33 protein-coding genes and 1 tRNA gene are annotated in these 24,982 nt (G+C 61.0%); 14 read left to right on the top strand and 20 right to left on the bottom strand.

Annotated features, from left to right (window positions below; all coding sequences use genetic code 11):
• Positions 1-2 precede the first annotated feature (2 nt).
• The 14 genes from EK23_RS05245 to EK23_RS05180 form a co-directional block, all read right to left on the bottom strand.
• Positions 3-776: a TatD family hydrolase gene (locus EK23_RS05245; protein WP_045224442.1), complete on the bottom strand. Its 774-nt coding sequence runs from the start codon at positions 774-776 to the stop codon at positions 3-5.
• Between the two features lie 63 nt (positions 777-839).
• Positions 840-1,196 (bottom strand): PilZ domain-containing protein, encoded by a 357-nt coding sequence (locus tag EK23_RS05240; protein WP_045224238.1) that lies wholly within the window; start codon positions 1,194-1,196, stop codon positions 840-842.
• 16 nt (positions 1,197-1,212) lie between these two features.
• Positions 1,213-2,205, bottom strand: a complete 993-nt coding sequence (locus EK23_RS05235) for a DNA polymerase III subunit delta' (protein WP_235281914.1) — start codon at positions 2,203-2,205, stop codon at positions 1,213-1,215.
• Positions 2,202-2,813, bottom strand: coding sequence for a dTMP kinase (tmk, locus tag EK23_RS05230; RefSeq protein ID WP_045224237.1), 612 nt, complete (start codon positions 2,811-2,813; stop codon positions 2,202-2,204). Before tmk ends, EK23_RS05235 begins: the two co-directional genes overlap by 4 nt.
• Entirely contained in the window at positions 2,806-3,807 is a 1,002-nt protein-coding gene (gene mltG / locus EK23_RS05225) for an endolytic transglycosylase MltG (protein WP_045224236.1), read from the bottom strand. The genes tmk and mltG overlap by 8 nt, the downstream gene beginning before the upstream one ends.
• Entirely contained in the window at positions 3,795-4,643 is an 849-nt protein-coding gene (gene pabC, locus EK23_RS05220) for an aminodeoxychorismate lyase (protein ID WP_045224235.1), read from the bottom strand. The genes mltG and pabC overlap by 13 nt, the downstream gene beginning before the upstream one ends.
• 141 nt (positions 4,644-4,784) lie before the next feature.
• Positions 4,785-6,026: a beta-ketoacyl-ACP synthase II gene (gene fabF / locus EK23_RS05215; RefSeq protein ID WP_045224234.1), complete on the bottom strand. Its 1,242-nt coding sequence runs from the start codon at positions 6,024-6,026 to the stop codon at positions 4,785-4,787.
• A gap of 86 nt (positions 6,027-6,112) precedes the next feature.
• Positions 6,113-6,343, bottom strand: a complete 231-nt coding sequence (acpP, locus tag EK23_RS05210; protein WP_045224233.1) for an acyl carrier protein — start codon at positions 6,341-6,343, stop codon at positions 6,113-6,115.
• A gap of 214 nt (positions 6,344-6,557) precedes the next feature.
• On the bottom strand, positions 6,558-7,295 hold the full coding sequence (gene fabG, locus EK23_RS05205; protein WP_045224232.1) for a 3-oxoacyl-ACP reductase FabG: 738 nt from the start codon (positions 7,293-7,295) through the stop codon (positions 6,558-6,560).
• Positions 7,292-8,245 carry an ACP S-malonyltransferase gene (fabD, locus tag EK23_RS05200; protein ID WP_045224231.1) on the bottom strand — a complete coding sequence of 318 codons (954 nt, stop codon included), beginning with the start codon at positions 8,243-8,245 and terminating at the stop codon, positions 7,292-7,294. The genes fabG and fabD overlap by 4 nt, the downstream gene beginning before the upstream one ends.
• Before the next feature lie 13 nt (positions 8,246-8,258).
• Complete coding sequence (locus EK23_RS05195; RefSeq protein WP_045224230.1) at positions 8,259-9,218, bottom strand: beta-ketoacyl-ACP synthase III; 960 nt, start codon at positions 9,216-9,218, stop codon at positions 8,259-8,261.
• Positions 9,215-10,237: a phosphate acyltransferase PlsX gene (gene plsX / locus EK23_RS05190; protein ID WP_200892100.1), complete on the bottom strand. Its 1,023-nt coding sequence runs from the start codon at positions 10,235-10,237 to the stop codon at positions 9,215-9,217. The genes EK23_RS05195 and plsX overlap by 4 nt, the downstream gene beginning before the upstream one ends.
• Positions 10,238-10,374: 137 nt before the next feature.
• Positions 10,375-10,572, bottom strand: coding sequence for a 50S ribosomal protein L32 (rpmF, locus tag EK23_RS05185; RefSeq protein WP_045224228.1), 198 nt, complete (start codon positions 10,570-10,572; stop codon positions 10,375-10,377).
• Between the two features lie 33 nt (positions 10,573-10,605).
• The gene (locus EK23_RS05180; RefSeq protein WP_045224227.1) at positions 10,606-11,106 is read right to left on the bottom strand and encodes a YceD family protein; all 501 of its coding nucleotides are present in this window, start codon (positions 11,104-11,106) and stop codon (positions 10,606-10,608) included.
• Positions 11,107-11,195: 89 nt separating this feature from the next.
• Here EK23_RS05180 and EK23_RS05175 point away from each other — a divergent pair, with 89 nt between their 5' ends.
• The 10 genes from EK23_RS05175 (at position 11,196) to EK23_RS05130 (ending at position 17,733) form a co-directional block, all read left to right on the top strand.
• Complete coding sequence (locus EK23_RS05175; protein ID WP_045224226.1) at positions 11,196-11,789, top strand: Maf family protein; 594 nt, start codon at positions 11,196-11,198, stop codon at positions 11,787-11,789.
• A 127-nt stretch (positions 11,790-11,916) separates the two neighbouring features.
• Positions 11,917-12,474, top strand: coding sequence for a DUF1924 domain-containing protein (locus tag EK23_RS05170; protein ID WP_200892094.1), 558 nt, complete (start codon positions 11,917-11,919; stop codon positions 12,472-12,474).
• Complete coding sequence (locus EK23_RS22380; RefSeq protein ID WP_045224225.1) at positions 12,471-12,926, top strand: diheme cytochrome c; 456 nt, start codon at positions 12,471-12,473, stop codon at positions 12,924-12,926. Before EK23_RS05170 ends, EK23_RS22380 begins: the two co-directional genes overlap by 4 nt.
• 13 nt (positions 12,927-12,939) lie before the next feature.
• Positions 12,940-13,620 carry a cytochrome b/b6 domain-containing protein gene (locus tag EK23_RS05160; RefSeq protein ID WP_045224224.1) on the top strand — a complete coding sequence of 227 codons (681 nt, stop codon included), beginning with the start codon at positions 12,940-12,942 and terminating at the stop codon, positions 13,618-13,620.
• Between the two features lie 21 nt (positions 13,621-13,641).
• On the top strand, positions 13,642-14,307 hold the full coding sequence (locus EK23_RS05155) for a response regulator (protein WP_045224223.1): 666 nt from the start codon (positions 13,642-13,644) through the stop codon (positions 14,305-14,307).
• The gene (locus tag EK23_RS05150) at positions 14,304-15,665 is read left to right on the top strand and encodes an ATP-binding protein (RefSeq protein WP_045224222.1); all 1,362 of its coding nucleotides are present in this window, start codon (positions 14,304-14,306) and stop codon (positions 15,663-15,665) included. Before EK23_RS05155 ends, EK23_RS05150 begins: the two co-directional genes overlap by 4 nt.
• Before the next feature lie 107 nt (positions 15,666-15,772).
• Positions 15,773-15,967, top strand: a complete 195-nt coding sequence (locus EK23_RS05145) for a hypothetical protein (RefSeq protein WP_145998561.1) — start codon at positions 15,773-15,775, stop codon at positions 15,965-15,967.
• Positions 15,960-16,613 carry an LOG family protein gene (locus tag EK23_RS05140; protein ID WP_045224220.1) on the top strand — a complete coding sequence of 218 codons (654 nt, stop codon included), beginning with the start codon at positions 15,960-15,962 and terminating at the stop codon, positions 16,611-16,613. Before EK23_RS05145 ends, EK23_RS05140 begins: the two co-directional genes overlap by 8 nt.
• Positions 16,614-16,833: 220 nt before the next feature.
• Positions 16,834-17,148: a hypothetical protein gene (locus EK23_RS05135; protein ID WP_045224219.1), complete on the top strand. Its 315-nt coding sequence runs from the start codon at positions 16,834-16,836 to the stop codon at positions 17,146-17,148.
• Positions 17,149-17,268: 120 nt separating this feature from the next.
• Positions 17,269-17,733, top strand: coding sequence for a hypothetical protein (locus EK23_RS05130; protein WP_045224218.1), 465 nt, complete (start codon positions 17,269-17,271; stop codon positions 17,731-17,733).
• A 2-nt stretch (positions 17,734-17,735) separates the two neighbouring features.
• On the opposite strand, the gene EK23_RS05125 is transcribed toward EK23_RS05130, so the two are convergent.
• Positions 17,736-18,353: a hypothetical protein gene (locus tag EK23_RS05125; RefSeq protein ID WP_045224217.1), complete on the bottom strand. Its 618-nt coding sequence runs from the start codon at positions 18,351-18,353 to the stop codon at positions 17,736-17,738.
• A gap of 80 nt (positions 18,354-18,433) precedes the next feature.
• The gene (locus EK23_RS05120) at positions 18,434-19,507 is read right to left on the bottom strand and encodes an acyltransferase family protein (protein WP_145998560.1); all 1,074 of its coding nucleotides are present in this window, start codon (positions 19,505-19,507) and stop codon (positions 18,434-18,436) included.
• Positions 19,508-20,028: 521 nt separating this feature from the next.
• Between EK23_RS05120 and EK23_RS05115 the strand changes: the two genes are divergently transcribed.
• From EK23_RS05115 to EK23_RS05100, 4 genes are all read left to right on the top strand, one after another.
• Positions 20,029-20,346: a hypothetical protein gene (locus tag EK23_RS05115; protein WP_045224215.1), complete on the top strand. Its 318-nt coding sequence runs from the start codon at positions 20,029-20,031 to the stop codon at positions 20,344-20,346.
• Positions 20,347-20,424: 78 nt separating this feature from the next.
• Positions 20,425-20,979, top strand: a complete 555-nt coding sequence (locus tag EK23_RS05110) for a flavodoxin (protein WP_045224214.1) — start codon at positions 20,425-20,427, stop codon at positions 20,977-20,979.
• Positions 20,980-21,137: 158 nt separating this feature from the next.
• Entirely contained in the window at positions 21,138-22,028 is an 891-nt protein-coding gene (locus EK23_RS05105) for a dihydrodipicolinate synthase family protein (protein ID WP_158002447.1), read from the top strand.
• A gap of 114 nt (positions 22,029-22,142) precedes the next feature.
• On the top strand, positions 22,143-22,340 hold the full coding sequence (locus tag EK23_RS05100) for a hypothetical protein (protein WP_045224212.1): 198 nt from the start codon (positions 22,143-22,145) through the stop codon (positions 22,338-22,340).
• A gap of 429 nt (positions 22,341-22,769) precedes the next feature.
• Here EK23_RS05100 and EK23_RS05095 read toward each other — a convergent pair.
• From EK23_RS05095 to EK23_RS05080, 4 genes are all read right to left on the bottom strand, one after another.
• Positions 22,770-22,845, bottom strand: a tRNA-Thr gene (locus EK23_RS05095).
• 148 nt (positions 22,846-22,993) lie between these two features.
• On the bottom strand, positions 22,994-23,725 hold the full coding sequence (gene dnaQ / locus EK23_RS05090; RefSeq protein WP_045224211.1) for a DNA polymerase III subunit epsilon: 732 nt from the start codon (positions 23,723-23,725) through the stop codon (positions 22,994-22,996).
• Entirely contained in the window at positions 23,722-24,183 is a 462-nt protein-coding gene (gene rnhA / locus EK23_RS05085) for a ribonuclease HI (RefSeq protein WP_045224210.1), read from the bottom strand. Before rnhA ends, dnaQ begins: the two co-directional genes overlap by 4 nt.
• Positions 24,184-24,186: 3 nt before the next feature.
• Positions 24,187-24,933, bottom strand: a complete 747-nt coding sequence (locus tag EK23_RS05080; RefSeq protein ID WP_082053953.1) for a class I SAM-dependent methyltransferase — start codon at positions 24,931-24,933, stop codon at positions 24,187-24,189.
• Between the last annotated feature and the right edge of the window lie 49 nt (positions 24,934-24,982).

The raw sequence follows: 24,982 nt of genomic DNA, 5'->3' as shown, positions 1-24,982 counted from the left end.
CCTCAGCCGTTTTTAAAGAGGGCGCGAAAGTTGCGGTTGCTGACTTCCGCAACGGCCTCTTCCGAGCTTTCCCGCAACTCAGCCACAAAGCGCGCCACGTGCCGCACATACTGGGGATAGTTGGGCTTTCCGCGGTGCGGAATGGGTGCCAGGTAAGGCGAGTCCGTTTCGATGAGGAAGCGCTCCTCCGGCACCTTGCGCGCAACCTCCTGGATTTGAGCGGCGTTGCGGAAGGTGACGATGCCGGAGAAGGAAATATGGAAGTTCAGGTCCAAAGCCTGCCGGGCAGTCTCCCAATCCTCGGTGAAGCAATGGAACACGCCACCCACCTCGGCGGCATTCTCCTCCCTCAATATCCTCAAGGTGTCCGCCCGCGCCTCGCGGGTATGCACGATCAGGGGCTTTCCACAGGCCCGGGCGGCCCGGACATGGGTGCGCAAACGCTCATGCTGCCACCCTAGGTCGCCCTCGCTGCGAAAGTAATCCAGGCCGGTCTCGCCGATCGCCACCACTTTGGCATGGGCGGCCAGCTTCACCAACTCTTCCGCGTCAGGCTCGCGGCAGTCCTGCTCGTTGGGATGCACGCCGACGGATACGGAAATGCAGTCATACGCTTCCACCTGGCTCAGCATGGCCGGATAGACCTCCAGGCTGATGGATACGCAGAGCATGTGCTCGATGCCCTGTTCTTTGGCGTCTTCAACGAAGGCGGCGAAATCGTTCTTGAAGGGACCCAGATCGAGGCGGTCCAGGTGGCAGTGGGAGTCGATCAGCATGCTGGAGAGTGTGCGCTTGGTTGGCCCGCAGGTGCGCGCCGCGCAGGCCATTCGGGCGGATGTCTACATGGTGTGGGTCGGACGGTCGCTTTCCACGGCGCCGGCCAGATAGTTCTCGATGCGGCTGCGGGTGGTGCCCCCATCCTGTTCGCTGAATTGTACCCCGATGCCGGTGGAGCGGTAACCCTCGGAACCCTTGGGCGTGATCCAGATGATCTTGCCGGCCACCGGAATACGGTCGGTTTCCTCCATCAGGTTGAGCAGCATGAACACTTCATCCCCCAACTGATAGGGCTTGTTGGTGGGTATGAACAAGCCCCCATTTTTGACGAAGGGCATATAAGCCGCATAGAGCGCATTCTTGTCGCGGATGGTCAGAGACAGGATGCCTTGGCGCGCCGGTGTCTGGGCTTCACTCATGATGTCGTGTCCGTTGTCAGCCCTTGGTCGCCAGTCGCGACCAGTGGATCAGTATTTCTTCCAGAACCATTTGTCGGTTAGCCTGGCCCGCCAGCCGCCTGCGGCCCTGGCCAATGATATCCCGCAAGCGGAATAGCTGCCTTAATTCTAGCCGCGACGCCAGGCCCTGCAAGCCCTCGCGCAGATCGGAATTGTCAAGGTAGCCGCAGTCCGGCGCGGCGCGCAGCCGGACCAGATCGCAGGTCCAGCTGTTCAGCCAGTCAACCAGTTGTTCGCCGGGATGCTTCTGCCAGGCCTCCGCGGCGAGCACCGGATCCGACTGACCGGCCGCGACCTCGCTCCAGAGGCGAAAGAAACCTGCACGTGACCGGATCAAATCGTCCGCCTTGAACGCCAGCGCCTTGAACGGCCCGCCTTGGGCCAGGGACAAGAGGACCTGGGCATCCTCGCCGCAGCCGTTGACCGTGAGCCATCGCAATGCCTCCGCGCGTCCCGGCGTGGCGATATCCAGACGCTGACAGCGGCTGCGAATGGTTGCCGGCAGTTGGTCCTGCACCTCGCTGATCAAAAGCAGACTTGTGTGCTCATCGGGCTCTTCCAGAGTCTTCAGCAGACTGTTGGCCGCCGCCACTGTCATCTGCTCCGCCGGGCTCAGGATCACCACTCGCCGTCCGCTATACTGCGGCGTCAGGGCCAGCAGCCCGATCAGTCCGCGAATACCGTCCACCGTAATGGGTTTACCGGGCTCAGCCGGTTCAATCCGCAGGTAGTCGGGATGATTGCCCGCCTCGACCAACTGGCAGGCCGGACAGTGCCCGCAGGCGTATGCGCCCACGGGGTCGCGGCACAACAGCCGGCGCGCATAGGCATCCGCCATACGGCCTTTGCCCAGGCCTTCCTTACCTGAAAGCAGCAGCGCCTGCGGCACGCGTCCTGCATCGACGTAGGACGCGAGCAGAGACCATGGCGTAGCCAGCCAGGGACAGTTCTCGAAGCGCAACCCGTTCACAAGGCCTCGATGCAGCGCAGGATCTGATCCTGCACGGCTGGTAGGGCCTGGCTGGCGTCGATCAGTCGGATACGCTGCGGTACGCTGCGCGCGCGCGCCAGATACGCCTCGCGGATGCGACGGAAGAAGTCCAGGTCTTCCGATTCAAAACGGTCCGCAGCGCCGCGGCGCTTTGCCCGGGCCAGCCCGACTTCGACCGGCGCATCGAACAACAGGGTCAGATCCGGCTCCAGTTCCTGTTGCACATAGCGCTCCAGGCTGGCGATGACGGCCGCGTCGATGCCACGCCCGCCACCCTGGTAGGCATAACTGGCATCGGTGAAGCGGTCGCTCACCACCCAGTCGCCGTTTTCAAGCGCTGGCCGAATCACGTCCTGCACATGCTGGGCGCGGGCCGCAAAAACCAGCAGCAGTTCCGTCGGCGGAGACACCTGTCCGTCTCCCAGCAGGATGGCCCGCACCTGCTCTCCCAGCGGCGTGCCGCCCGGCTCCCGCGTCACGATGACCCGCCTGCCACGCCGTTCCAGGCATTCCTTGACGAAGGCCAGGTTGGTACTCTTGCCCAGGCCCTCGCCGCCCTCCAGGGTGATGAACTTTCCTTTACTCATGCTTGCGCGCCTTCTGGAACTGCTCCACGAAGTGCCGGTGCTCGTCCAGGGACCTGGAGAACACATGGGTGCCATCGCCGCGAGAAACAAAATACAGGCTGTCACCCGGCTCGGGGTGCAGCGCGGCATGGATGGCCTGGGCGCCGGGACAGGCGATGGGCGTGGGCGGCAGCCCCGGACGCACATAGGTGTTATAGGGCGTGTCCTGAACCAGGTCTGCGCGCCGGATGTCGCCCATGAAACTGTCCCCCATCCCGTAGATGACGGTTGGGTCGGTCTGCAAGAGCATGCCCTGAGCCAGCCTGCGCGTGAACACCCCTGCAATGCGCGCCCGTTCCTCGGGACGTCCTGTCTCCTTCTCGACGATGGATGCCATGATCAAGGCCTGGTAAGGCGTCAGCCAGGGCAAACCCTCGGCTCGGCCCCGCCATTCCTCGTCCAACACCGTTTGCATTCTGCGATAGGCGCGCCCCAGGATGGCCAGGTCCGACATGCCCTTGGTATAGAAATAGGTGTCGGGGTAGAACAGACCCTCCGGGTGCTGGCCGGGCGCCCCCAGCAGGGTCATGACCTCAGCGTCCGATTTGCCGGCTAATTGCTGTTCGAGACCCGGCTCCTGCTGCAGCCGTTCGCGCATCTGCCGGAAACGCCAGCCTTCGACGAAGGTCACCGCATGCTGGCGGACCTTGCCGGCAACCAGCATGGACACCAGATCTCGGACAGTGATCGCGGGCGGGACCTCATACTCACCGTACTTGATCCGTGCCGCCGCACCGGAAGACACCAGGTAATAGCGGAACCAGCGCGGTTTGCGCACCAGGCCCAGGCCTGCCAACTGATCGGCGACCGCACTGTACCCCTGCCCTTTGCCGACCTCGAACACCACCGGGGAAGCGTTTCCCAACAGCGTGTCCGGGTAATCACGGTAGTCCATCCACAACCAGCCAATTAGGAAGCTGGCCGAGATAAAGACAAGACCGATCAGGCGGGACACGTCGCTTCCTCCAGCAGGGTATCCGCGATTCGGGCAGCCATCCAGCGCGTGAGCCGGCCCACGGCAAATGCACGACCGTCCAGTTCGCGGATCGGCCAAAGGCCGATGACGCTGTTGGTGAGGAACAGTTCATCCGCCGCCAAAATCGACTCAGGCCTGAATCGCCCCTCGTCCACGATCAGCCCCTCCGCCGCAGCCAGCCGCAACACATGGGTGCGCATCACGCCACGCACGCCGCAACGGTCGAGCTTGGGCGTCAACAGCCTTCCGCCCATGCGCAGAAACAGGTTGCTCATGACGCCCTCGACCACGAAGCCTTCGCTGTCGCATAGCAGGCCTTCACGGATATCCTCCTCGTCCCATTCCATCCTGGCAAGCACCTGCTCCAAACGGTTGAGGTGCTTGATGCCTGCCAGCGCGGGATTGATGCCGAGGGTGGCGCTGCAGAATCGCGCCCGGATGCCAAGCACGGCGGCGTCTTCCGGATAGTCGGGTAAGGCGTGCCAGCGCAGGACGCGGGTAGCATGCGCCTCGGCCGGGATACGGTAACCGCGGCCGCCGCTGCCACGCGTCAGCATGATCTTGAGCACCCCATCGCCGTTGGCCTCGGCCAACAGCTTACTTTCGGCCGCAAGAACCGTGTTTCCGGGAAAGGGAATTCTGAGGCGCTCGGCATCGGACGCCAAACGGTCCAGATGCAGCGGTAGCAGCAGGGGACGCCGGCCGGCGATGCGCAAAGTCGTGAACACCCCGTCGCCGTACTGGAATCCGCGGTCAGTCAGATCGACTGAAACAGCTTCCGAGCCATTGATCAGGGCTGTCTCGCTAGAGCGCATCGCTTGCCGCCGCAGGATGGTTCACACAACTTCGCTTGAACGCTGAGCGCTCGCGGGAGGCGCGGGCGCACGATAAGCTTTCCATGCCTTGAGGCATGAAGGCCCGGAGCCTCGAACGGCTCCGGGTGGAACTCCGCCGGATCAGGCGAAACGGCGGAAGATCAGGGTACCGTTGGTGCCGCCAAAGCCGAACGAATTGGACATCACCACGTCCAGTTTGGCCTGGCGGGCCGTATGCGGCACATAATCCAGATCACACTCCGGATCCTGGTCGTCCAGGTTGATAGTCGCGGGAATCACCTGGTCGCGCAGGGCCAGCACGGAAAATATGGCTTCCACGCCGCCAGCGGCGCCCAGCATGTGACCCGTCATGGACTTGGTGGAACTCACCGGCGTGTGGTATGCCGCTTCGCCCAAAACCGCCTTGATCGCCTTGGTTTCCGCCAAATCACCAGCGGGTGTGGACGTGCCGTGCGCGTTGATGTAATCCAGCTGATCGCCGTTCAGACCCGCATCCCGCAGGGCGTGGCGCATGCAGCGCGCGGCACCCTCGCCACTCTCCGGGGGCTGCGTCATGTGGTAGGCATCACCGCTCAGTCCGTAACCGATGAGCTCGGCATAGATGCGGGCACCGCGCCGGGTAGCGTGTTCCAGTTCTTCCAGCACCAGCACGCCCGCGCCGTCGCTGAGCACGAAACCGTCACGGTTCCGATCCCAGGGCCGGCTGGCTTTCTGGGGATCATCATTGCGGCGCGAGAGGGCGCGCGCCGAGGCGAATCCGCCAAGGGCCGTCGGAGACGTGGCCATCTCCGCGCCACCCGCCACCATAACGTCGGCATCACCGTAGCTGATGAGGCGAAAAGCGTCGCCGATGGAATGGGTCGCTGTGGCGCAGGCCGTGACAATAGCGAAGTTCGGCCCCTTCAGCCCATACTTGATGGACAAATTCCCCGAGATCATGTTGATGATGTTGCTGGGAACGAAGAACGGCGAGATCTTGCGCGGCCCGCCCTTGAGGAAGGCACTGTGCCCGTTCTCGATGCCGGTGATACCACCGATGCCCGAGCCGATCACCACGCCGATGCGATCCGCATTGGCTTCTGTCACCTCAAGGCCGGCGTCATCGAAGGCCTGACTACCGGCTGCCATTCCGTAATGGATGAAGGTATCCATCTTCTTGGCGTCCTTGTCCGGGATATAGGCCATCACGTCAAAGTTTCTCACCGAACCGCCGAAGCGGGTGGAAAAATCGCTGACATCAAAATGTTCGATGGGTCCTATACCGCTCTTGCCATTGAGCACATTCTCCCAGGACTCCGCCACGTTCAACCCGACCGGGCATACCATCCCCATACCGGTCACTACAACACGTCTCTTGTTCAACGAAATTCCTCAGGAAGGAAAAACCACGGCTGCAAAAAACAACGCCCCACGGGGACCTGCGTCCCCATGGGGCGTCAGCCGCGAAATCAAAGGTGGGATTCGATGTAATCGATCGCCTGCTGGACGGTGGTGATCTTCTCGGCATCCTCGTCCGGGATTTCGCATTCGAATTCTTCCTCCAGAGCCATCACGAGTTCAACCGTGTCCAAGGAATCGGCTCCGAGATCGTCGACGAAAGAAGCCTCGTTGGAGACTTCCTCTTTCACGCCCAACTGCTCGGCTACGATCTTTTTAACACGCTCTGCAACGTCACTCATTGTCTTATATCCTCGATGTTTCTCTTGAATTTAGCGTTTGGGAAATTGTAATTTGAAATCCGGTCAAAACAAACTTTGCGCGAAACCGGCCATTTAATTCTTGTATTTCCGCCCATCGGGTCCGGGCTCCCCAAAAGCGGCGTAACAATAGCACGATCGAGGATGATAGTGAACGTTTTGCACAAATTGCCACTCATCCCCGACACTTGACCGTCTAGGCCATATACATGCCGCCGTTGACGTGCAGGGTCTCCCCGGTGATGTAGCCCGCCTGATCGGAGCACAGAAAAGCGACAGCCGCGGCAATTTCCTCCGACTCACCCAGGCGCGCCAGCGGAATGGACGAAAGCAGGGCCTTCTTGTGCTCCTCCGGCAACGAACGGGTCATGTCGGTATCGATGAACCCCGGCGCCACGGCGTTGACCGTGACATTGCGGGAGCCCAATTCACGCGCCAGCGACTTGGTAAAACCGATGACGCCAGCCTTGGCCGCCGCATAGTTGGCCTGACCCGCGTTGCCCATGGCGCCGACCACCGAGGTGATACTGACGATGCGCCCATGGCGGGCCTTGACCATGCCACGCAGACAGGCCTTGCTCATGCGGTAGACCGAGGTGAGATTGGTCTGGATGATGGCATCCCACTCCTCGTCCTTCATCCGCATCATCAGGTTGTCCCGGGTAATGCCGGCGTTGTTGACCAGGATGGTGGGAGCCCCGAATTCCTCTGACACCGCCTTGACGAAGGCCTCCACGGCCTCGCTGTCGGCCACGTCCAGCACCATGCCCTTGCCTTTCAGGCCGGCATTGGCCAACGCCTCCGAGATGCTATCGGCGCCACCCTGCGTGGTCGCCGTGCCCACCACCGTATGTCCATCGGCCGCCAGGCGCATGGCGATGGCCCGACCGATACCCCGGCTGGCGCCGGTCACTATTGCTACTTGAGCACTCATTTCACAAGCTCCACGGATTTAGCCAGGGAATCGGGGCTGAACAGCGCCTCGAAGCGCGGCCCCTCCACGATGCGCTTGCCCAGTCCCATCAGCACTTTGCCAGGCCCGCATTCCACGAAACGGTGAGCGCCCTGCTCATGCATGAATCGAACCGAATCGGACCAACGCACGGAGCCACACAACTGTTTCGCCAGCACTGCTCGGATCACCTCCGGGGCGGCATGGCTGACCACGTCCACATTGTGCACGACCGGAATCTTGGGGGTCTCGACCGCCACCGCCTCCAGCGCCGCACGGAAACGTTCGGACGCTTCCTCCATCAGAGGACAGTGCGAGGGCACGCTCACCGGCAACAAGACCGCGCGCTTGGCGCCTTGCTCCTTGGCGGCTTCGATCAGGCGGTTCACCGCGGCAGCATGCCCCGCCACCACGATCTGGCCAGGCGAATTGAAGTTGGCCGGCGCAACCAGCTCCGCGTCGGACGATATCTGGCTGCACAGCCCGACCACTTGCGGATCGTCCAGGCCCAGGATGGCCGCCATGGCGCCTACCCCGGCCGGAACGGCCGACTGCATCAGTCGGGCGCGCTCACGCACCAGGCCGATGGCGGCGGCGAACTCGATGGATTCGGCGCACACCAGGGCCGTGTATTCGCCCAGGCTGTGGCCGGCCATCCACCCGGGCAGCACCGGTGAGCATTTTCGCCACACCCGCCAGGCCGCAACCCCCGCCGCCAGCATGGCGGGCTGGGTGTTCTCGGTGAGATTGAGTTGTTCCGCCGGGCCTTCACTGGTCATTTTCCAGAGGTCGATCCCCAGCACCTGCGAAGCCTCGGCAAAAGTCGCCTGCACTTCCGGGTGCTCGGCCGCCAGTTCCTTGAGCATGCCCACGCTTTGGGAACCCTGCCCCGGAAACAGGAAGGCCAGGCCGTTGTCTAGCACTGTTGTCATTGTTTTTCTCCCTTCAGAAGCGGATCAGGGCGGAACCCCACGCGAAACCGCCGCCAAATGCTTCCACCAGAACATTGTGTCCGCGCTGGATGCGGCCGTCGCGCACGGCCTCATTCAAGGCCAGGGGGACCGAAGCGGACGATGTGTTGCCTTGATCCTCGATGGTCACCACCACCTGCTCCATGGACATGCGCAGTTTCTTGGCCGTGGCGGCGATGATGCGGATATTTGCCTGATGGGGCACCAGCCAGTCCACATCGGCTTTGGTGAGACCGTTGGCATCCAGGGTCTCGTCGACGATGCGGCCGAGGGTATTGACGGCGATCTTGAAAACCTCGTTGCCCTGCATCTTGATGAATCGCTCGCCTTCATCCCCCTCCAACCCCCAGTTGGGCAGGTAGAGCAGGTCCTGGTACTGGCCATCGGAACAGATATGGGTGCTGAGAATGCCCGGTTCATCCGAGCCCTCCAGCACCACCGCGCCGGCGCCGTCGCCGAACAGGATGCAGGTGGCGCGGTCGCTCCAGTCCACCAGGCGCGAATTGATCTCGCTGCCCACCACCAAGGCACGTTTGGCGAACCCCGTACGGATGTATTGATCGGCGATGCTCAGGGCGAAAATAAAGCCGGAACACGCCGCCTGGATGTCGAAGGCGGCACACTGCCGGATGCCGAGGCGTTGCTGCAGCAAACAAGCGGTGCTGGGAAACACCCGATCGGGCGAACTGGTGGCCAGGATGATGAGATCCACGTCTTGGGGCTGCAGTCCAGCGGCCTCGATGGCCTGGCGGGCCGCGATTTCACCCATGCTGGAGGCGGTTTCGTCGTCGCCGGCGATATGGCGGCAGCGGATGCCGGTGCGCTCCATGATCCACTCGTCCGATGTGTCAACCATGCGCGCGATGTCATCATTGGTCCTGACGTTCTCCGGAAGATAGCCGCCGGTGCCGGTGATGCGCGAGAACCGACTCACGCGCTCTGCCTCTGGTCTTCGGCAAAGATCTCCGCGACCCGTTCCCCGATGCGCGCCGGCACCGCCTTCTCGATCTCCAGCACCGCAATCTCGATGGCACGGGCGAAAGCCGTGCGATCCGCATTGCCGTGGCTCTTCACGACGATGCCGCGCAGGCCCACCAGGCTGGCACCGTTGTACTGGCGCGGATCGAACCGCTTGCGGAAGGAGCGCAACACCGGCAGGGCGATGAGACCGGCCAGTTTGGTCAGTACGTTGGCCGAGAACGCTTCCTTCATGGTGTGACTGATCAGCTTGGCCACGCCTTCGCTGGTCTTCAGCGAAACATTACCCACGAAGCCGTCCGTCACCACGATATCCACGGTACCCGTGAATAGGTCATTGCCTTCCACATAGCCAATGAAATTGATGTGGGAGCCTGCTATCAGACGCGCCGCCTGCTTCACCTGTTCATTGCCCTTGATCTCTTCCTCGCCGATGTTGAGCAGGCCGACGGTGGGATTGGGAATATCCTCGACCGCCCGCACCAGCTCGTAACCCATCACCGCGAACTGCCGCAGGTGCTCAGCGCTGCAATCCACGTTGGCGCCCAGATCCAAGACATGGGTATGCCCCTTGAGCGAGGGGACGGTTGCGATGATGGCAGGCCGGTCGATGCCAGGAATCGTCTTGAGCACGAACTTGGCTATCGCCATCAAGGCGCCGGTGTTGCCGGCGCTGACGCAGGCCCCGGCGACGCCCTCTTTCACCAGATTGATGGCGACGCGCATGGAGGAGTCTTTCTTTCCGCGCAAGGCCTTGGAAGGCGCCTCGTGCATTTCCACCTGCTCCGAGGCGTGATGCACGGTGAGACGGTTGCCGAAGCCGGTCTCGGCCCCCTTCAGGTGATCCTTCAGCTTTGCCTCGTCACCCACCAAAATCAGGCGCAATGCCGGATAACGGCCCAGAATGTCGAGTGCCGCCGGCACCACAACCTGTGGACCGTGGTCCCCACCCATCGCATCCAGCGCAATGGTCATCGCACTCATGGCTGAACAACCCTATGAACTAGCGTACAGAAATTTGGCATCTCGAATTCGCAAAGTACGGTGCGCCGGCCGCCATCCGTCAAAGCCGGCCAACGGGAAAGGGCAAAAGGGGACGCGAGTGGAGCGATTTATTCTTCGACTTCAGCCACGTCTTCCTTGCCGGCAACCACCTTACGACCGCGGTAGTAACCATCGGGGCTGACGTGATGACGCAGATGGGTTTCGCCGGTCGAAGGCTCGATGGACAGCGCGTTGGCCGTCAGGGCATCGTGGGAACGGCGCATGCCGCGCTTGGAACGGGTCTTTCGGTTCTGTTGTACTGCCATGGAATTACTCCGGTTAACGTTATGGGTTGGTTGTCAATTCAGCTTCTTCCAGTCCGCGAGCTGGGCGAAAGGGCTTTTGGCGCCGCTTGTTGCCGGCGCCTCCTCGCGCTGCTTCTTGCCGCCACAGTGCGCGTGCTGCGGTATGGGCGGCACCGCCAGGATCAGTTCATGCTGAGCGAGGTCGATGAGCTCAACCTCATCACTCTCCAGCAGCAGGGGCTCCAGGTCATCCGGCAACAGATTGGCCTCGTCGATGGAGCGCACCACGGCAAGCGTGACCTCGGTTTCCACCGGCCAGATCATGGGTTCCAGGCAGCACTGGCACTGCAGCGTCAGCTCCGCCACCACCTTGACGCGCACCACGGCGCGTCGGCCCTGCCGATCGAACTGCAGGTCCACCCTCGCCTCACCAGCATCATTCATGAGAAGATCAGCCAGTTGGCTCATGCGCGCCAGACTGATGGTGCCAGCCAGTCGCCGCCGCTTCTCCGCAAAGGCTAGAGGGTCGACGAAATCGGGTAGGTGCTCGGACATAATCGCGGAATAATACCGAGAACCGCCCAAAACTGTCAAAATTATCTGCCTTTTAGACCGCATCCCCCATCCAAGGAATCGCACTTCACATGCAGACTCCCCTCCCCCGCTCCCTGGTGCTCGCTTCCAGTTCGCCGCATCGCCGCCAGGTGTTGGCAAAACTGGGGCTGCCGTTCGAGACGGCAGTTCCCCATGTCGACGAAAGCACCCTTGCTGGCGAAACACCGGAACGCCTGGCCCTTCGACTTGGCCTGCAGAAGGCCCAAGCCCTTCAAGAGCAATTCCCGGATGCCCTGATCATCGGTTCGGACCAGGTGGCGCTCCTGAATGGCCGACAGCTGTGCAAACCGGGAGGCGCCGATGCTGCATTCGAGCAACTGAGGCGTGCTTCGGGCCAATGCGCGGAGTTTCTGACCAGTATCTGTGTGCTGGATACCGCAAGCGGTCAGTCTCGACACGATCTCGACCGCACCCGAGTCTATTTCCGCCGTCTCGATGATGCTCTAATCCGCCGCTATGTGGAACGCGAGCAGCCCTACGACTGCGCCGGCAGCTTCAAGTCGGAAGGCCTGGGCATTGCACTATTTCAGCGCCTGGAGACGGAAGACCCCAATGCCCTGGTCGGCCTGCCCCTCATCCGACTGGTGCGGATACTCGAGCAATTCGAGGTTTCCGTCCTGTGACCGGAAGGGCCGCTTAAAAACACGGCATCAAGGCCAAACCGTGGTGGGCCTTCGTTCTCTATCCGCCGTAATGTTGCCTTAAGCAAACCCTGCGATTCTGCACTCCCCGCAAGCGACGGAGAGTTCCATGAATCGAGTAGCCTATCCTTTATTGATGAGGCCCCAAAATACCCTCCTGGTATTTCGGGCCGACGCCAAGGTCGTAACACGGCCGACCTTGGCTGACGCGGCCTCTGGCCGCGCCGGGGCATCCCTGCCCCGCATTAACCCGGCCAATTTGAGGGCCGGGATAATAATCCTACTTCTGATGGCCGGTAACGGCTCAGCGGCACAGCAGCCGGACGACATCCTGGACAGATACGCAAACGAATCCAAGGCGAGCGCTACGGGATTCGTCGGCTTCGACGCTCAGACCGGAGAGCGCTTCTTCCAGGAGCCCCACGGGGACTGGAGCTGCGCCACCTGCCACACCAAAAATCCGATGGGTCCTGGCAGGCATGCGGTGACCAGCAAGGCGATAGCCCCCCTGGCGCCATCGGCCAACCCCGAGCGCTTCACGGATGCCCGCAAGACCGAAAAATGGTTCAGGCGCAATTGCAATGATGTGCTCAAGCGGGCTTGCACGCCCCGCGAAAAAGGCGATGTTCTAACCTATCTGCTAAGCCTTCAACAGGTGAAGCCATGAAACTCCCACTCAGCGTCCTGATGACTGTTCTATTGTTTGCTGCTGTCGAGGCTGCAGCCAGCGGCGGTAAGCAGCTCCCGCCGGATCCACGATACACGGAGGAATGCGGAACCTGTCATGTTCCCTACCCTGCGCGCTTGCTCCCTGCATCCTCGTGGCGCGCCTTGCTTGCAGGCCTGGACCGCCACTTCGATTCCGATGCCAGCCTGGAGCCTGACGTGCAGCGCCAGATCCAGGCCTATCTGGAGCAGGGCGCGCGGCGCGAACCGAATCCGCCCCCGGCGCAGCCGCTACTCCGCATTACCGAATCGCGCTGGTTTCTCCACGAGCACGACGAAGTGCCAAAGCGCGTCTGGGACGCCGTGAAGAAGCCTTCCAATTGCGGTGCCTGCCACCTCGGAGCCGGAAACGGCCGCTTTTCCGAACATGATGTTCAACTCCCTACACCCTGAGGAGTAAATTTCCATGAATACCGTCATAGTCTGGGACTTTCCCACCCGTATATTCCACTGGTCCCTGGTTGCCAGCTTCACCGGACTGTTCATCACGGGCGACAGCGAGCGCTGGCGCGATCTGCATGTCCTGCTGGGCTACATGGTGGCAGGGCTGCTCTGCTTCCGGATCGCGTGGGGCTTCCTGGGTTCCCGCTATGCGCGCTTCGGTGATTTCCTGAAGGGGCCCGCTGCCATCAAGGAATATCTAAAATCACTTCTTTCCGGACGGCCGCAACGGCACTTGGGCCACAACCCGGCCGGCGCCCTCGCCATCATCCTGCTGATCGGACTGGGCCTCATCAGTTCCCTGACTGGCTGGCTGGTGTACGAGGAACTGGGCCCCGAGTGGCTGGAGGAAGTGCACGAAGTGGCCGCAAACGCCATGCTGGCCGTCGTTATCGTGCATGTGCTCGGCGTGCTGGCGAGCAGTTGGATACATCAGGAGAACCTGATCAAGGCAATGATCACCGGACGCAAGCCAGGCGAAGCCGGGAACGGCATCGGCCGCACCTATCCGATAGTCGGCGCGCTGTTGATCGCCGCCATGGCGGCACTGTGGACCTGGGCGCCGGTGGACCAAATCGGACCGGGCGGACTGCTTCAAGGCAGCATGTCCGACCAAGTCGATTCCGGCGATGACGATGACGATTGACCCCGCCGACCGGCCTGTCTGATGAGAATCCTCCTGGTGGAAGATGACACCCTGCTGGGCGATGGCTTGCAGGCCGGCTTGAAACAGGCGGCTTTCGCTGTCGACTGGGTTCGGGACGGAATCGCGGCGCGCCTCGCCCTGGAGGCCGAGCCCTTTGCGGCGGTGGTGCTGGATCTAGGATTACCCCGGCTTTCCGGGCTGGATCTGCTGCGCCACCTGCGGAGCGCCGGAAACGCCGTGCCGGTGCTGATCCTGACCGCCCGCGACGCCGTGGAAGACCGCATTGCCGGGCTGGATGCGGGCGCGGACGATTACCTGGTCAAACCCTGCGACCTCGGTGAACTGGCGGCGCGCCTCAGGGCATTGCTCAGGCGCGCCGTCGGGCAGGCGTCGCCGGAAATTCGGGTCGGAACCCTCTGCCTGAACCCGCAGACACATGCCGTCGAGTTCCGCGGCCAAGCCGTGGAACTGTCGGCCCGTGAATTCGCCCTGCTGCATGAGTTGGCCCGCGAGCCCGGCCGGGTCCTGTCCCGAGAGCAGCTCAGCACCCGGCTCTATGCCTGGGGCGAAGAGATCGAATCCAACGCCATCGAGGTCCATATCCACCACTTGCGGCGCAAGCTGGCTCCCGAGCTCATTGTCACCCTGCGCGGCATCGGATACATGCTGCCCAAGGACCAGGCGTGAAGGCAGGTCTCTCGCTCAGAGCGCGGCTCCTCGCAGGCGTCCTCTTCGCCACGGCGTTGGTCTGGAGCGCGCTGGCCGCTAGCGGCTACTTCGAGTCGCGCCGCCAGCTGGAGGAACTGATGGACGCCAATCTGGAGCAGACGGCGGAACTGCTCGCCGCACAGCTCACGGAGGAAGATGACAGGGATGAAATCGAACTGGAACATGTACGGCAGTTGCACCGCTACGGCCGCCGCGTGGCCTTTCAGGTCTGGGAACGCGGCACCCGCCTGCGCGTGCGGTCTTCATCAGCCCCGAACCGGCGCCTGTCACCCGCCACGTCGGGATTCACGACCAACCCGGTGGACGGTCAGGATTGGCGGGTCTTCAGCACCTGGGCTGGGGCAAACCAAGCCCTGGTGCAGGTGGGTGAACCAGTGTCGGCGCGGCAGCGGGTGAGCTTGGAAATCACCGAGCGTCTTCTGGCCCCCGTGGCGATAGCGTTGCCCCTTCTGGCCATGGCCCTTTTGATGGCGATTCGCAACGGGCTCAAGCCCCTTGACCTGCTTGCAAAACAGGTTGCCGACATGGACCCGATCCGGCTGCAGCCAGTCAGGGCGGCATCTGCACCGCGCGAGGTGCGCCCACTGGTGGTGCAGCTCAACCAGCTTTTTGAGCGCATCGGGCAATCCCTGGAAAAGGAGCGCCGCTTCACGGCGGACGCCGCCCATGAACTGCGGACTCCGATGGCAGCCATCACCGTGCAGGCGCAGGTGGCCCAAGGCGCCACCGCTCCGGCTGAACGGGAGCACGCTATAAACAAGGTGCTGGAAGCCTGCCGGCGCGGCACCCATCTGGTCGATCAGTTGCTGACCCTGGCCCGGGCCGATAGCGCCAGCCGCATCGAGTCCGAGGCGCCCTGCGATCTGGTACGGCTGGCCAGCGAAGTTCTCGCCGACATGGTCCCTGTGAGCCACGAGCGCGGCGTGCAATTGGAACTTGAAGGCCCGCCGTCCCTGATGGTGAGCGGAAATGAAACCTGGCTGCGCATCCTCATCCGCAACCTGGTGGACAACGCCATCCGTTACGGCCATTCTGGGGGACATGTCCTGGTCAGGCTGAGCAGCGGCGCCGATGGAACCCTTCTCGAGGTCTGCGATGACGGCCCCGGCATTCCCGACGAAGATCGGGCACGGGCGCTCGAACGCTTCTACCGAATAGCTGGTAGCGGCGAAATCGGCTCCGGCCTGGGCTTGTCCATCGTCAGCCGAATCGCGCAGACCTGCGGCGCGCAGCTCGCTTTGGACGAGGGGGAAGGCGGCAAAGGCCTGCGCGTCCGCTTATTCTTTCCCAAAGCTCTCCCTCCGGACATGACCTGACCCCTGAGATACGGCTGGCGCCCGATGCTTTACCGGCGTAATCTCGCGCCGTCACAGACCGCAACATTGCGCAGCGACTGCGCGGGGAGGCTCGTATGACTACAAGCTTGATCAGCGCGCTGCTCGTCATTGCAGCGATAGTGATGGGCTGTTCAGACAAGGAAGCGGAGACCAAGGCCAAACATCGGGAACTTTACGAGAGCGCCAATGCATCGATCGAAAAAGCCAAGGGTGTGGAGGCCGACCTTGGACGGGCTGCGGAACAACAACAGCAGGAAATAGACCGGCAGGCGGATGAGTAATCAGACCGAGCGTACTGACACCGAAGGCACCCCAGATCCCCGGGGGTTGCGCAGCATCTGCGTTTTCTGCGGTTCACGCAAAGGCAACCGGACCGATTATCCAGCCATGGCAGAACAGCTCGGGCGCCTGCTGGCTGAAAGGGGTTTGCAGCTGGTGTATGGCGGGGGCAACATCGGCCTCATGGGCATCGTAGCGGATGCCTGCCTGAATGCCGGCGGCCGTGTGGTCGGCGTGATTCCGGAGTCATTGGTGGGCCGCGAGGTCGACGGCCAGGCCGTGGAGCATTCCGGCCTTAACCGCCTCGAAATCGTGGCGTCCATGCACGCCCGCAAGGCACGCATGGCGGAACTGGCCGATGGTTTCATCGCACTCCCCGGCGGACTGGGCACCTTCGAGGAATTGTTCGAAATTCTGACTTGGGCGCAACTCGGCTTCCACCAGAAACCCATCGGGCTGCTGAATGTGGCCGGCTATTTTCATCCCCTGCTAGCCCTTTGCGACCGCGCGGTCAGCGAGGGCTTTCTGTCGAAGGAGAACTACAACCTGCTGTTGGCGCACAGCGAACCAGCCGCTTTGCTGGATGTTTTGGCCGCATCTCAACCCCAATCCAATCAGGCCTGGATCAGCCAGAAATCGCAGTTGTAGGCGCTTGCAAAAGCGCGGCCGCCATCTTGCCATAAGGGTCCGCGCCATCGGCATGGCTCCTTTCACCGAAGGCCTGTCCCGATTGGGAAACACACTACTGCCCCGCAAATGGCCCGATTTCCGGCCTTGAGCCCTATCATTCAGCCGCGGCGGCAGGTCATAATCCCTTCCAGATCACGCGGAATTGAATGCAACAGCACTCCAACCACGCAGAAGTCCCTTGAACTACGTCGAAACCTTGATACGTCTGATCGACCAGAAGGTCCCCACTCAGGTCATGCTCCGTGACGGCAGCGTGATCCGAGGCTTCTGGCCCCATGACATCATCGCGCGCGGTGATTTGGCTGCGGGCGTCATCGTGGTGCGCGGCCTGGTAGCCGCGAGTCCCGAGGCTCACGAAGACCGAGTCATTCCGCTGTGCGACATTGGGGGTGTTTTCGCTGAAAAAGCGCCTATTACCACACGGCCGGAAACCGCCGCCCTCAGCGGAAAACCGATCCCGCGGGGCTGGACTCGACTCAGCCACTTGTCCTAATGGGTAATCTCAAGCCGACTTACTTGACTAACATATCCTCGCCCGGCACATGACGCGGGCGTGCCCTTTCAACCCGGCCCTGGCGCGCTGCGCGCTTCGCCCCACAGACGATGATATGCCATGACCAGCCTGATCAAGAGCGTCGCAACAATCGCACTGGCGCCCGCCAAGACCACCGGACTCAATCCTCTCGGCGCGCCACTGGACGCCGAGACCCAAGTAAAAAAAGGCAAGCTGCAGGAGTTCATGCAAACTCTGGACACAGGGGCCATTGCCCGCCGCTACCAGAATATCAGGGCCACGGCGATCAAGACGGCGGAAGCAGGACGCGCCTTTTCAAAACTGATCGTGCAATTCGAGGCATTCGGCGACGATTGGAGCAGCATCGGCGTCAATACCGGTGTCGGCTATGCCTTGTACGCCGGCGACAAGCTATTGCTTGAACTGCAGCATGGTCCCTTGTTCCTGCCCTACAGCCGGTTCTGGTACGAAAACCAGTTCGAGCAAACCATACCCAACGAGGTGTTCGCCGAGCTTACGAGCTTGGAGTTCATCGCCAACCCGGACGAGATGCAGCCCGCCTGAGGTCACGGCGCCAGGTCCTTACCCGCCTCGCCAGACAGAAGTGCTTCGAGTTCGTCCGCCGCCGCCGTGACGGTCGCGGCGCGCTGTCGCATAAGGGCAAGCATCTCCTGCAGGAGCACCAGGGGATCATCCTCTTGCACCGCCTCGCCTACCAGCCAGCATGCCAGGTTGGCTTCGTCGCGCCCCAAGGCGCGCGCGGTATCGCGCTGCCAGTCGGTACCGTAAAGCAATCGGGCCGAATCGCGAAACAGGTCGCGCGCTGAAGCGTTCGCCTGCCACTCCGCCTCGGCGCCTGCCGAAAATTGGGTTTTCAGAGGTGCCAACCCAGTCGAACCGTACCCGTCCTGACCAGCGCGGGATTCAATGCTCTCCTCATGAGTGGCCTCGGCAAGGCGACTGATCTCCGGCAGCACGGAGCGGATCAACTCCGCGCCGGCCAAAGGCACCTGCCAGTGACGTTTTTGCGGCACCCACTCGACTTTTGGCACCCAGCGCAGCATGCGGTGCAGCGCGTCGCTGTAGCCGGCCTTGATGATGATACCCTCCTCCGTCACCCTCACCCAGGGGCTCTCCGGAAACGGATTGGCCGCAAGCCTGGCGCGGTGTTCTTCATCTCGCATGTGCAATTCCCCCAGTGTTCATGGTCTCACAGCCCGATACCGGCGTCTGGCCCGCAGGACGCGGTGCTGGCCTGGTCAGATCATCCCGCAACGTAAGCCTTTTTTTGCGTCCCGATCCATCCCTTACCCCGAATCGGGTAGTAAAGCTTGGATAACACGGGAATCCGTTGAATGAGTTCACCCAGCAGAACACTTCCCAGAATGCAGGCCACGAGGGCACAGAGAGGCTCAGCCCAACCCAGATCAAACCGATTCAGGACCGCAACGGACCTAAGGTACAGACATGAATGGAAGATCAGCACAAAGAGGCTCTTCTCCCCGATTTTAGAGAATGTCCGTGCGACCCACTCCGTGCGGTCAAACAGGTAGGCGATGCAAACGGCCAGATAGATGCCCGCGAGCGAAGTCAGCCCGGTCAGGATCGGCTGTTCGATCAACCGCAGATTCAGGTTCAATTTGGGATGGGCGTAATCACCCGCCATGAAGACAACTGCCGTGCATAGAACGACAGCGCTGACACGAGGCCGGAACCTTCCAACAAGGCCGCGAGCACCCACGCCTAAAAGAAAATAGGCCGCGCTAACCGGCACCAGGTCTAGGCTGAAAGGCAGGCCCGGCGTGAACAGACTGTCATCTCTAACTTCAATCTTGATGAAGCGGAATTCGGGTAGCAGGAAAACGCCCGCCGCATAGAGAAGGCACACCATTCCTGCCTGGAAGAACGGCGACCGATTTGGGTAGTCGGTGCACCGCGCCATCGACCATGCCGACAGGAACAAGAGCCAGAGGTGCGGCAAATACCACAAGGGAATCCAGGGAGGCGGAATCGTCCTGCCTACGCCGTAAAGCGCTCCGACAATCTCTGCGGACACATTCGCCCCGTTAATCCACCAATGCCAGGTCAGCGCCAGACACAGCGTGACAAAGTAAGGCTTGAGCAACTGGTCGGTCTTCTGAACCAGCGTGGTGAGGAAGCCGCGCGAGAAATTGAAGAACAAACCGGAAAGGAAAAAGAAGAACGGCATCCTGACCGTCCCCAGCATGCGGTTGACGGTATCCACATCCACATCGTCGATGATTGTGCTGTGGCCCAAGGCCACCAGGGTGATGCTCATTCCTTTGGCAATATCGACATAGCGGACGCGTTGTTTCATGATCACTTCTTAATCAGAAGGTTCGGGACGGGCTTCGAAGCGTTCGGAGTTTAAAGCCAAGCGTCGCTTACGTCACAGCAAGCAATTCGCCGGCCAGATTGGCTTCACCCTGACGGGAACGCTCTGATGGCGCTGAAGCGCGTATCGATCGCACCAGTTTAGAGACCATGAGGAATAGGAGGTGTTGACTTCATTCGGCATCCCATCACCACATCACCCAGAAGACCCATGAATCTCGTGTTCGAAAAGGCGCACCGAGCGCGTCCGATAAGTAACAATATGAGCTGCAATACCCCTCCCTTGTCAGACATGCACCACGCTCGCCCGCCTGTCGCCTGCCCTATGCCCTGAGGCGACGGCGTCAACTGAATTTGTAACACACTGTAATTGAGTACAGGCCCCGTCGGACGGAGCACTTGGCCAAACGCGTCTAGGGGCCACTGACGCGACCAGGCATCAATGCTGCTTGTCTGCTTCCAGATTTCCGCGGCCTGGCGGCCGTTTCATTCGGGTGACAAACCATGACCGTCATTGAACGAGATTTCGGAAAGAAACCGCGCGAGACCGTCAGACGATTTCGTGAACTCCTGGCGCTGGACGCCCAGCATGAGCACAACATCAAGGAAAATCCGCTTCCCTATCTTGAACGTGCCAGCGAGCGGATCTTCCAACTCGAACGGGCCGTGTTCGATGCGGTACAAGCCTTGAGCCCCAAGGCGGCGCCCTGCGCGGAGAACGAAACCTTGACCCTGCGCAAACAAGATTACCTTGGCCTCCTGCGTTGCAGCGAGATCGTGCAGCAGGCGCTCAAGGAATACGGAATCGACGAGGAGCCTTGAGACAGTCGCGCAGACCCTCGGCGGCATCGCTCAAGGCGCTTTCAATTTCGCAAATCTAGCCACCATCGGAAACGGATCATGCAAAAGATCGGCATCTTTTTTGGGACGGAGACCGGCACAACCCGTCTGGTCGCCAAGAAAATTCACAAATTGCTCGGCGATGAAATCGCTGACAAGCCCGTTAACGTCAACCGCATCACACTGCCTGAGATGCTGCGCTATGACGCGCTGATCCTCGGAACACCGAGCTACGGAGTCGGCGACATTCCGGGCCGTAGCGCCGGGTGTCTGGAAGCAAACTGGGAGGAGTTTCTGGCCGGCGCTGGGTCCGCGGATTTCTCGGGCAAGCGTGTCGCGCTGTTTGGCTTGGGCGCCCAGGAGCGTTATTCCGAGCGATTCGCCGCGTCTTTGATCCGAGTTTACGAAACCTTCCAAGGCATGGGCGCCGAAATGGTGGGGAGTTGGAGCACCGAGGGCTATGCCTTCGAACATTCCCCGTCCATAGTGGACGGCCGTTTCGTGGGCCTGGTAATAGACCAACGCACGCAAGGGATGCTCACCGACGGCCGTATCGAAACCTGGCTAGCACAAATCAAGCCCTCGCTGATGGAACGCATCGCACTGCCGGCTTGAGAACGCCGCGAGCGCGCGTCAGCTCCATCGATACCATCGCCAACCAAGGGGACGCTACGCGCGCTGCTTACTGCAGTGAGATTCACATCGCTGCTGATGACGCGCCGGCTAAGGCTTTGCTATTGTCGTAGCCCCGTTTTGCTCGACAGGTGCCTGCGGTGGTTCGCGGATTGTGGTGTGCTAGCCTGACTCCTCTGTCTTCTTCTGGGCAAATCGATTGCCCAGCCTTCGAGTCGCATATTCGCGACCTGCTGGCGCGGGGTGTTCAGGGCGTTACGCTCTTTGGCACCACCGGCGAAGGTCCGTCGTTCTCCGTGCGAGCACGTGCTCAAGCTCTCGAGCAGCTTTTATCGGCCGGCCTGGAACCATCCCGCATCGTCGTGGCCACCGGCTGCACCGCTCTGGAGGACACCGTTGCGCTGACACGCCACGCTCTGGAATGCGGCTGTTCACGCTGTCTTGTGATTCCTGCATTTTTCTGGAAAGCATGGTCGGACGATGCGGTGTTTCGCTACTACGCGAGCTTGATTGAGACAGTGAACGATCAGCGGCTGCGCCTCTATCTGTATCATATTCCGCAGCTTTCGGGCGTACCGATCCCGTTGCGCGCCGCGGCCCGCCTTGCCGGAGCATTTCAGCCAGTCATCGCGGGCGTGAAGGACAGCGGCGCCGATCTGGAACACACACTGGAACTGATCAAGACATTCCCAGATCTCGCGATACTGGCCGGGCATGAGCCACATCTGCCGGAACTGATGAAGCGAGGATGCGCGGGCACGATCTGCGGCATGGCCAACCTTTGGCCTGAACTGATTGCCCGGCTTCTGGCGCCAGAGGTCGACCCGGCGGACCGGACAGCGATATGCCGACTGATGGAACTTTTGCAGCCGTATGCGTTCGTATCGGTTATGAAAGCTTTGTTGGCCTCACAGCCCGGAGCAGACAGTTGGCAGAGCGTGCGACCGCCGCTCCTTCCACTCGATCAGGGCGAGTGCGCCGGTCTCGTAAGGGACTTGGCCAGGCTCGGATTATCGCCAGAAATACCGTAGTCATCCGTTTCGTGCATCCCAAACCAGCTTTGCCGGTCGGTGAACAGGGGTGGACGCGCGCCGCGGCCCCACTGCTTTACGGCTAGAACAAACCGCACTAACGAGGCACCAGGCATGTCAAAAACCGTCACTGAAGACCAAAGGTCTGACACCCGGAAGCAGGCAGCGATTCACCAGTTGAAAGGCAAAATTCAAGCAACGGGTACCGTTTTGAGCGCGATCAGCCTCATTGCTTTGCTGTCTGGCGCTTGGTGGGGCGCGGCCACCCTTTTCCCCAGCGTCATCATATTGCTGGCCGGTTGGATGCTGTGAGGCAGGCTCACGTTCGACGCTGCCCGCTCGGTTAATCGTCCCGAAGCGGTCTGCCTTAAAAACAGACGACAAAAAGGGGCCGGCTCCCAAATAGGGGAAATTTGGTCCCCGGCCAAGACGCTTGGTTTAACCACGCACAGTCAGTGTGCCGTATGGGTAAAGCAAAATGCGCGCCACGGCCGCGACTTCTACAGCCTATTGATTTCAAAAAAACAACTGAGCTCGAAAGGCCCGGATTTGCTTGCCTCAGGTTGAAATAAGCCACTCGCGTGTTGAAATGAACTGCTTTCATCACACAAGGGTCCAGCGATTCCGCAATTTGGAACCTGAGACAGAGCTCTGCATCTAAGCCGGTTGCACGGCACTGTCCACGTAATCGGCCCAGCCAAGTGCAAAAAAGGCCTGCATCGCTGCAAGCCTTTGAATTTATGGAGCCCCGGACAGGAATTGAACCCGCAACCTTCTCATTACAAATGAGCCGCTCTACCGATTGAGCTACCAGGGCGTTGCATCAAGAATGGGGGAAATCACCCAGACGGCATGGAGCCACGCCACGCCGTTGAGCCATGAATCTCGCGAAATGACACCACAGCTGTGCGCATGCCGTCAACGGCCCAAGGCTTCATCCATCGCCGCATGTGCAAAGCCACGACTCACGATGGGGATTCCATCCGCCAGAAACAGCGTCCCCCGCTCGCTTTGTCGATAGCGTCGAGGCGTCTTTCATGTGCCTCCAGCTCATGCGCCTGACAATGATGGACAGGTAGCGGAAGCCGCGCAGCTCTCCGAGCCGGGCGGACCAACCCGGCTCCTGTCGAAAGCCGTGCATCGCCGGGATTGTCGGCATCACCTTCCAGCAGCAGGACCGCCTGTCCGCCCGTCATGGCGAGATAGACGTCTGCGAGAATCTCGGCGTCCAACAAGGCACCATGCAGTTCGCGCTGACTGTTATCCACCCCGTAGCGCTTACATAAGGCATCCAGGGAATTGCGCTGACCCGGATGCTTCTTGCGCGCCAGCGCCAGGGTGTCCAACACGTCGCAATGATCGGTCACCGGCTTCAGGTCGGGCAGACGCCCCAGTTCCGCATTTAGGAATCCGACGTCGAACGGGGCGTTGTGAATGATCAGCTCCGTGCCGTCTACAAAAGCGATAAAGTCCTGCGCGATATCCGCGAACCTTGGCTTGTCCGCCAGGAAGGCGTTATCCAATCCATGGACTTCCACCGCGCCAGGGTCGATTTCTCGCTCCGGGTTGATGTAGACGTGAAAGCGGTTGCCGGTCAGCCTGCGATTCAGTATCTCCACGCAGCCGATTTCAATGACGCGATGTCCTTCTTCCGGATTCAGGCCGGTGGTTTCCGTATCCAGAACGATCTGTCTCATCCGCCCGCGCCCCTCTGGGCCGCCAGCACTTCGCTGACGCCACGGTTAGCCAGTACGTCAGCCCGCTCGTTACCCGGATGTCCTGCGTGACCTTTAACCCACTGCCACTCTATCCTGTGTCGCGTCCGGGCACCATTGAGGCGCTGCCACAAATCGGCGTTCTTCACAGGCTCGTTGCCGGCGGTTTTCCACCCGCGCCTGATCCAGTTGGGCAACCATTCGGAAATACCCTTGGACAGATAGACCGAATCCGTGACCAGGCAGATTTCACAGGGCCGCGTCAAAGTTTCCAAGGCGCGGATCGCCGCCATCAGTTCCATACGGTTGTTGGTGGTTATGGCCTCCCCGCCATAAATCTCTTTTGACTTGTCCCCATAGGTCAGCAAAACGCCCCAGCCCCCCGGACCAGGATTGCCCTTGCAGGCGCCGTCGGTGTAACAGATCACTTTGGAAGACATGGACTATTTACGCATCAACGGGGTGTCTATGACTTGTCCCGGCAAGATACCGGCGGGCCTGACCCAGACCGATCTGATCGGGATCAAGGTGTAGGTCCGCTTGGTCGCCTTGACAGCATAGGAGGTTGCCAGGTGAGCCAACGAACGCGTAAGCATCGAGTCGGGACGGAATACGGTCTGGCTGGAAGACAGGCCGAAACCGGCGGAAAACTCGGACTCCAATTTCAGCAGGGTCAACCAGTCCATCAGCCGGTAGCACCCGATGCGGTTTTTCAATGTGAAATCGCTGCGAAAGATCAGGTACTTGGCCATTGACTTGGGACTCCACGGGTTGATGCCCAAGACGATCATCAGCCCTTCCGGCTTGAGCACACGAACGGCCTCGCTCAGTACCTGGTGCGGATTATCCTCGAATTCCAGAACGTGCGGAAGCACGAGCACGTCGATGCTCTCGGTCGCCACGGGCAGGGCCTCTGCATCCCCCCGCATGACCGACTCGGCAGTTGGGGAGGCAGTCCCGTCGATGTCCACGATGGCGAGATTTGCCCGAAGATCGTGATCGATATAGTGCTTTTCCGTACCCATCCAGCCAACTTGTAATATTTTTTGATTGTACGTAAGCTTGGTAGCCGTAAGGAGATAGCTCGCTTCAATAGTCCGCAGCAACTGTCCTGGGCCTTGGGCGTGATACCACGCGAGAAACTGCTGTCGTGAACGGGCGGGGGTTGCGAGGGTTTGCTTTAGGTTCATTGTGTTGTAGGATCAATTAATGCAATGTCTCATCGGATGAAAGTCCTGA

Source organism: Methyloterricola oryzae, assembly GCF_000934725.1.
GTDB lineage: Bacteria > Pseudomonadota > Gammaproteobacteria > Methylococcales > Methylococcaceae > Methyloterricola > Methyloterricola oryzae.
This window is presented reverse-complemented; position numbering and strand designations above follow the sequence as displayed.

Bases quoted from the DNA above. Each gene is read 5' to 3' on its own strand.
- EK23_RS05245 (WP_045224442.1), bottom strand. From the start codon at position 776: ATGCTGATCGACTCCCACTGCCACCTGGACCGCCTCGATCTGGGTCCC.
- EK23_RS05240 (WP_045224238.1), bottom strand. From the start codon at position 1,196: ATGAGTGAAGCCCAGACACCGGCGCGCCAAGGCATCCTGTCTCTGACC.
- tmk (WP_045224237.1), bottom strand. From the start codon at position 2,813: ATGAGTAAAGGAAAGTTCATCACCCTGGAGGGCGGCGAGGGCCTGGGC.
- pabC (WP_045224235.1), bottom strand. From the start codon at position 4,643: ATGCGCTCTAGCGAGACAGCCCTGATCAATGGCTCGGAAGCTGTTTCA.
- acpP (WP_045224233.1), bottom strand. From the start codon at position 6,343: ATGAGTGACGTTGCAGAGCGTGTTAAAAAGATCGTAGCCGAGCAGTTG.
- fabG (WP_045224232.1), bottom strand. From the start codon at position 7,295: ATGAGTGCTCAAGTAGCAATAGTGACCGGCGCCAGCCGGGGTATCGGT.
- fabD (WP_045224231.1), bottom strand. From the start codon at position 8,245: ATGACAACAGTGCTAGACAACGGCCTGGCCTTCCTGTTTCCGGGGCAG.
- plsX (WP_200892100.1), bottom strand. From the start codon at position 10,237: ATGACCATTGCGCTGGATGCGATGGGTGGGGACCACGGTCCACAGGTT.
- rpmF (WP_045224228.1), bottom strand. From the start codon at position 10,572: ATGGCAGTACAACAGAACCGAAAGACCCGTTCCAAGCGCGGCATGCGC.
- EK23_RS05180 (WP_045224227.1), bottom strand. From the start codon at position 11,106: ATGTCCGAGCACCTACCCGATTTCGTCGACCCTCTAGCCTTTGCGGAG.
- EK23_RS05175 (WP_045224226.1), top strand. From the start codon at position 11,196: ATGCAGACTCCCCTCCCCCGCTCCCTGGTGCTCGCTTCCAGTTCGCCG.
- EK23_RS05170 (WP_200892094.1), top strand. From the start codon at position 11,917: ATGAATCGAGTAGCCTATCCTTTATTGATGAGGCCCCAAAATACCCTC.
- EK23_RS22380 (WP_045224225.1), top strand. From the start codon at position 12,471: ATGAAACTCCCACTCAGCGTCCTGATGACTGTTCTATTGTTTGCTGCT.
- EK23_RS05160 (WP_045224224.1), top strand. From the start codon at position 12,940: ATGAATACCGTCATAGTCTGGGACTTTCCCACCCGTATATTCCACTGG.
- EK23_RS05155 (WP_045224223.1), top strand. From the start codon at position 13,642: ATGAGAATCCTCCTGGTGGAAGATGACACCCTGCTGGGCGATGGCTTG.
- EK23_RS05140 (WP_045224220.1), top strand. From the start codon at position 15,960: ATGAGTAATCAGACCGAGCGTACTGACACCGAAGGCACCCCAGATCCC.
- EK23_RS05130 (WP_045224218.1), top strand. From the start codon at position 17,269: ATGACCAGCCTGATCAAGAGCGTCGCAACAATCGCACTGGCGCCCGCC.
- EK23_RS05125 (WP_045224217.1), bottom strand. From the start codon at position 18,353: ATGCGAGATGAAGAACACCGCGCCAGGCTTGCGGCCAATCCGTTTCCG.
- EK23_RS05120 (WP_145998560.1), bottom strand. From the start codon at position 19,507: ATGAAACAACGCGTCCGCTATGTCGATATTGCCAAAGGAATGAGCATC.
- EK23_RS05115 (WP_045224215.1), top strand. From the start codon at position 20,029: ATGACCGTCATTGAACGAGATTTCGGAAAGAAACCGCGCGAGACCGTC.
- EK23_RS05110 (WP_045224214.1), top strand. From the start codon at position 20,425: ATGCAAAAGATCGGCATCTTTTTTGGGACGGAGACCGGCACAACCCGT.
- EK23_RS05100 (WP_045224212.1), top strand. From the start codon at position 22,143: ATGTCAAAAACCGTCACTGAAGACCAAAGGTCTGACACCCGGAAGCAG.
- dnaQ (WP_045224211.1), bottom strand. From the start codon at position 23,725: ATGAGACAGATCGTTCTGGATACGGAAACCACCGGCCTGAATCCGGAA.
- rnhA (WP_045224210.1), bottom strand. From the start codon at position 24,183: ATGTCTTCCAAAGTGATCTGTTACACCGACGGCGCCTGCAAGGGCAAT.
- EK23_RS05080 (WP_082053953.1), bottom strand. From the start codon at position 24,933: ATGAACCTAAAGCAAACCCTCGCAACCCCCGCCCGTTCACGACAGCAG.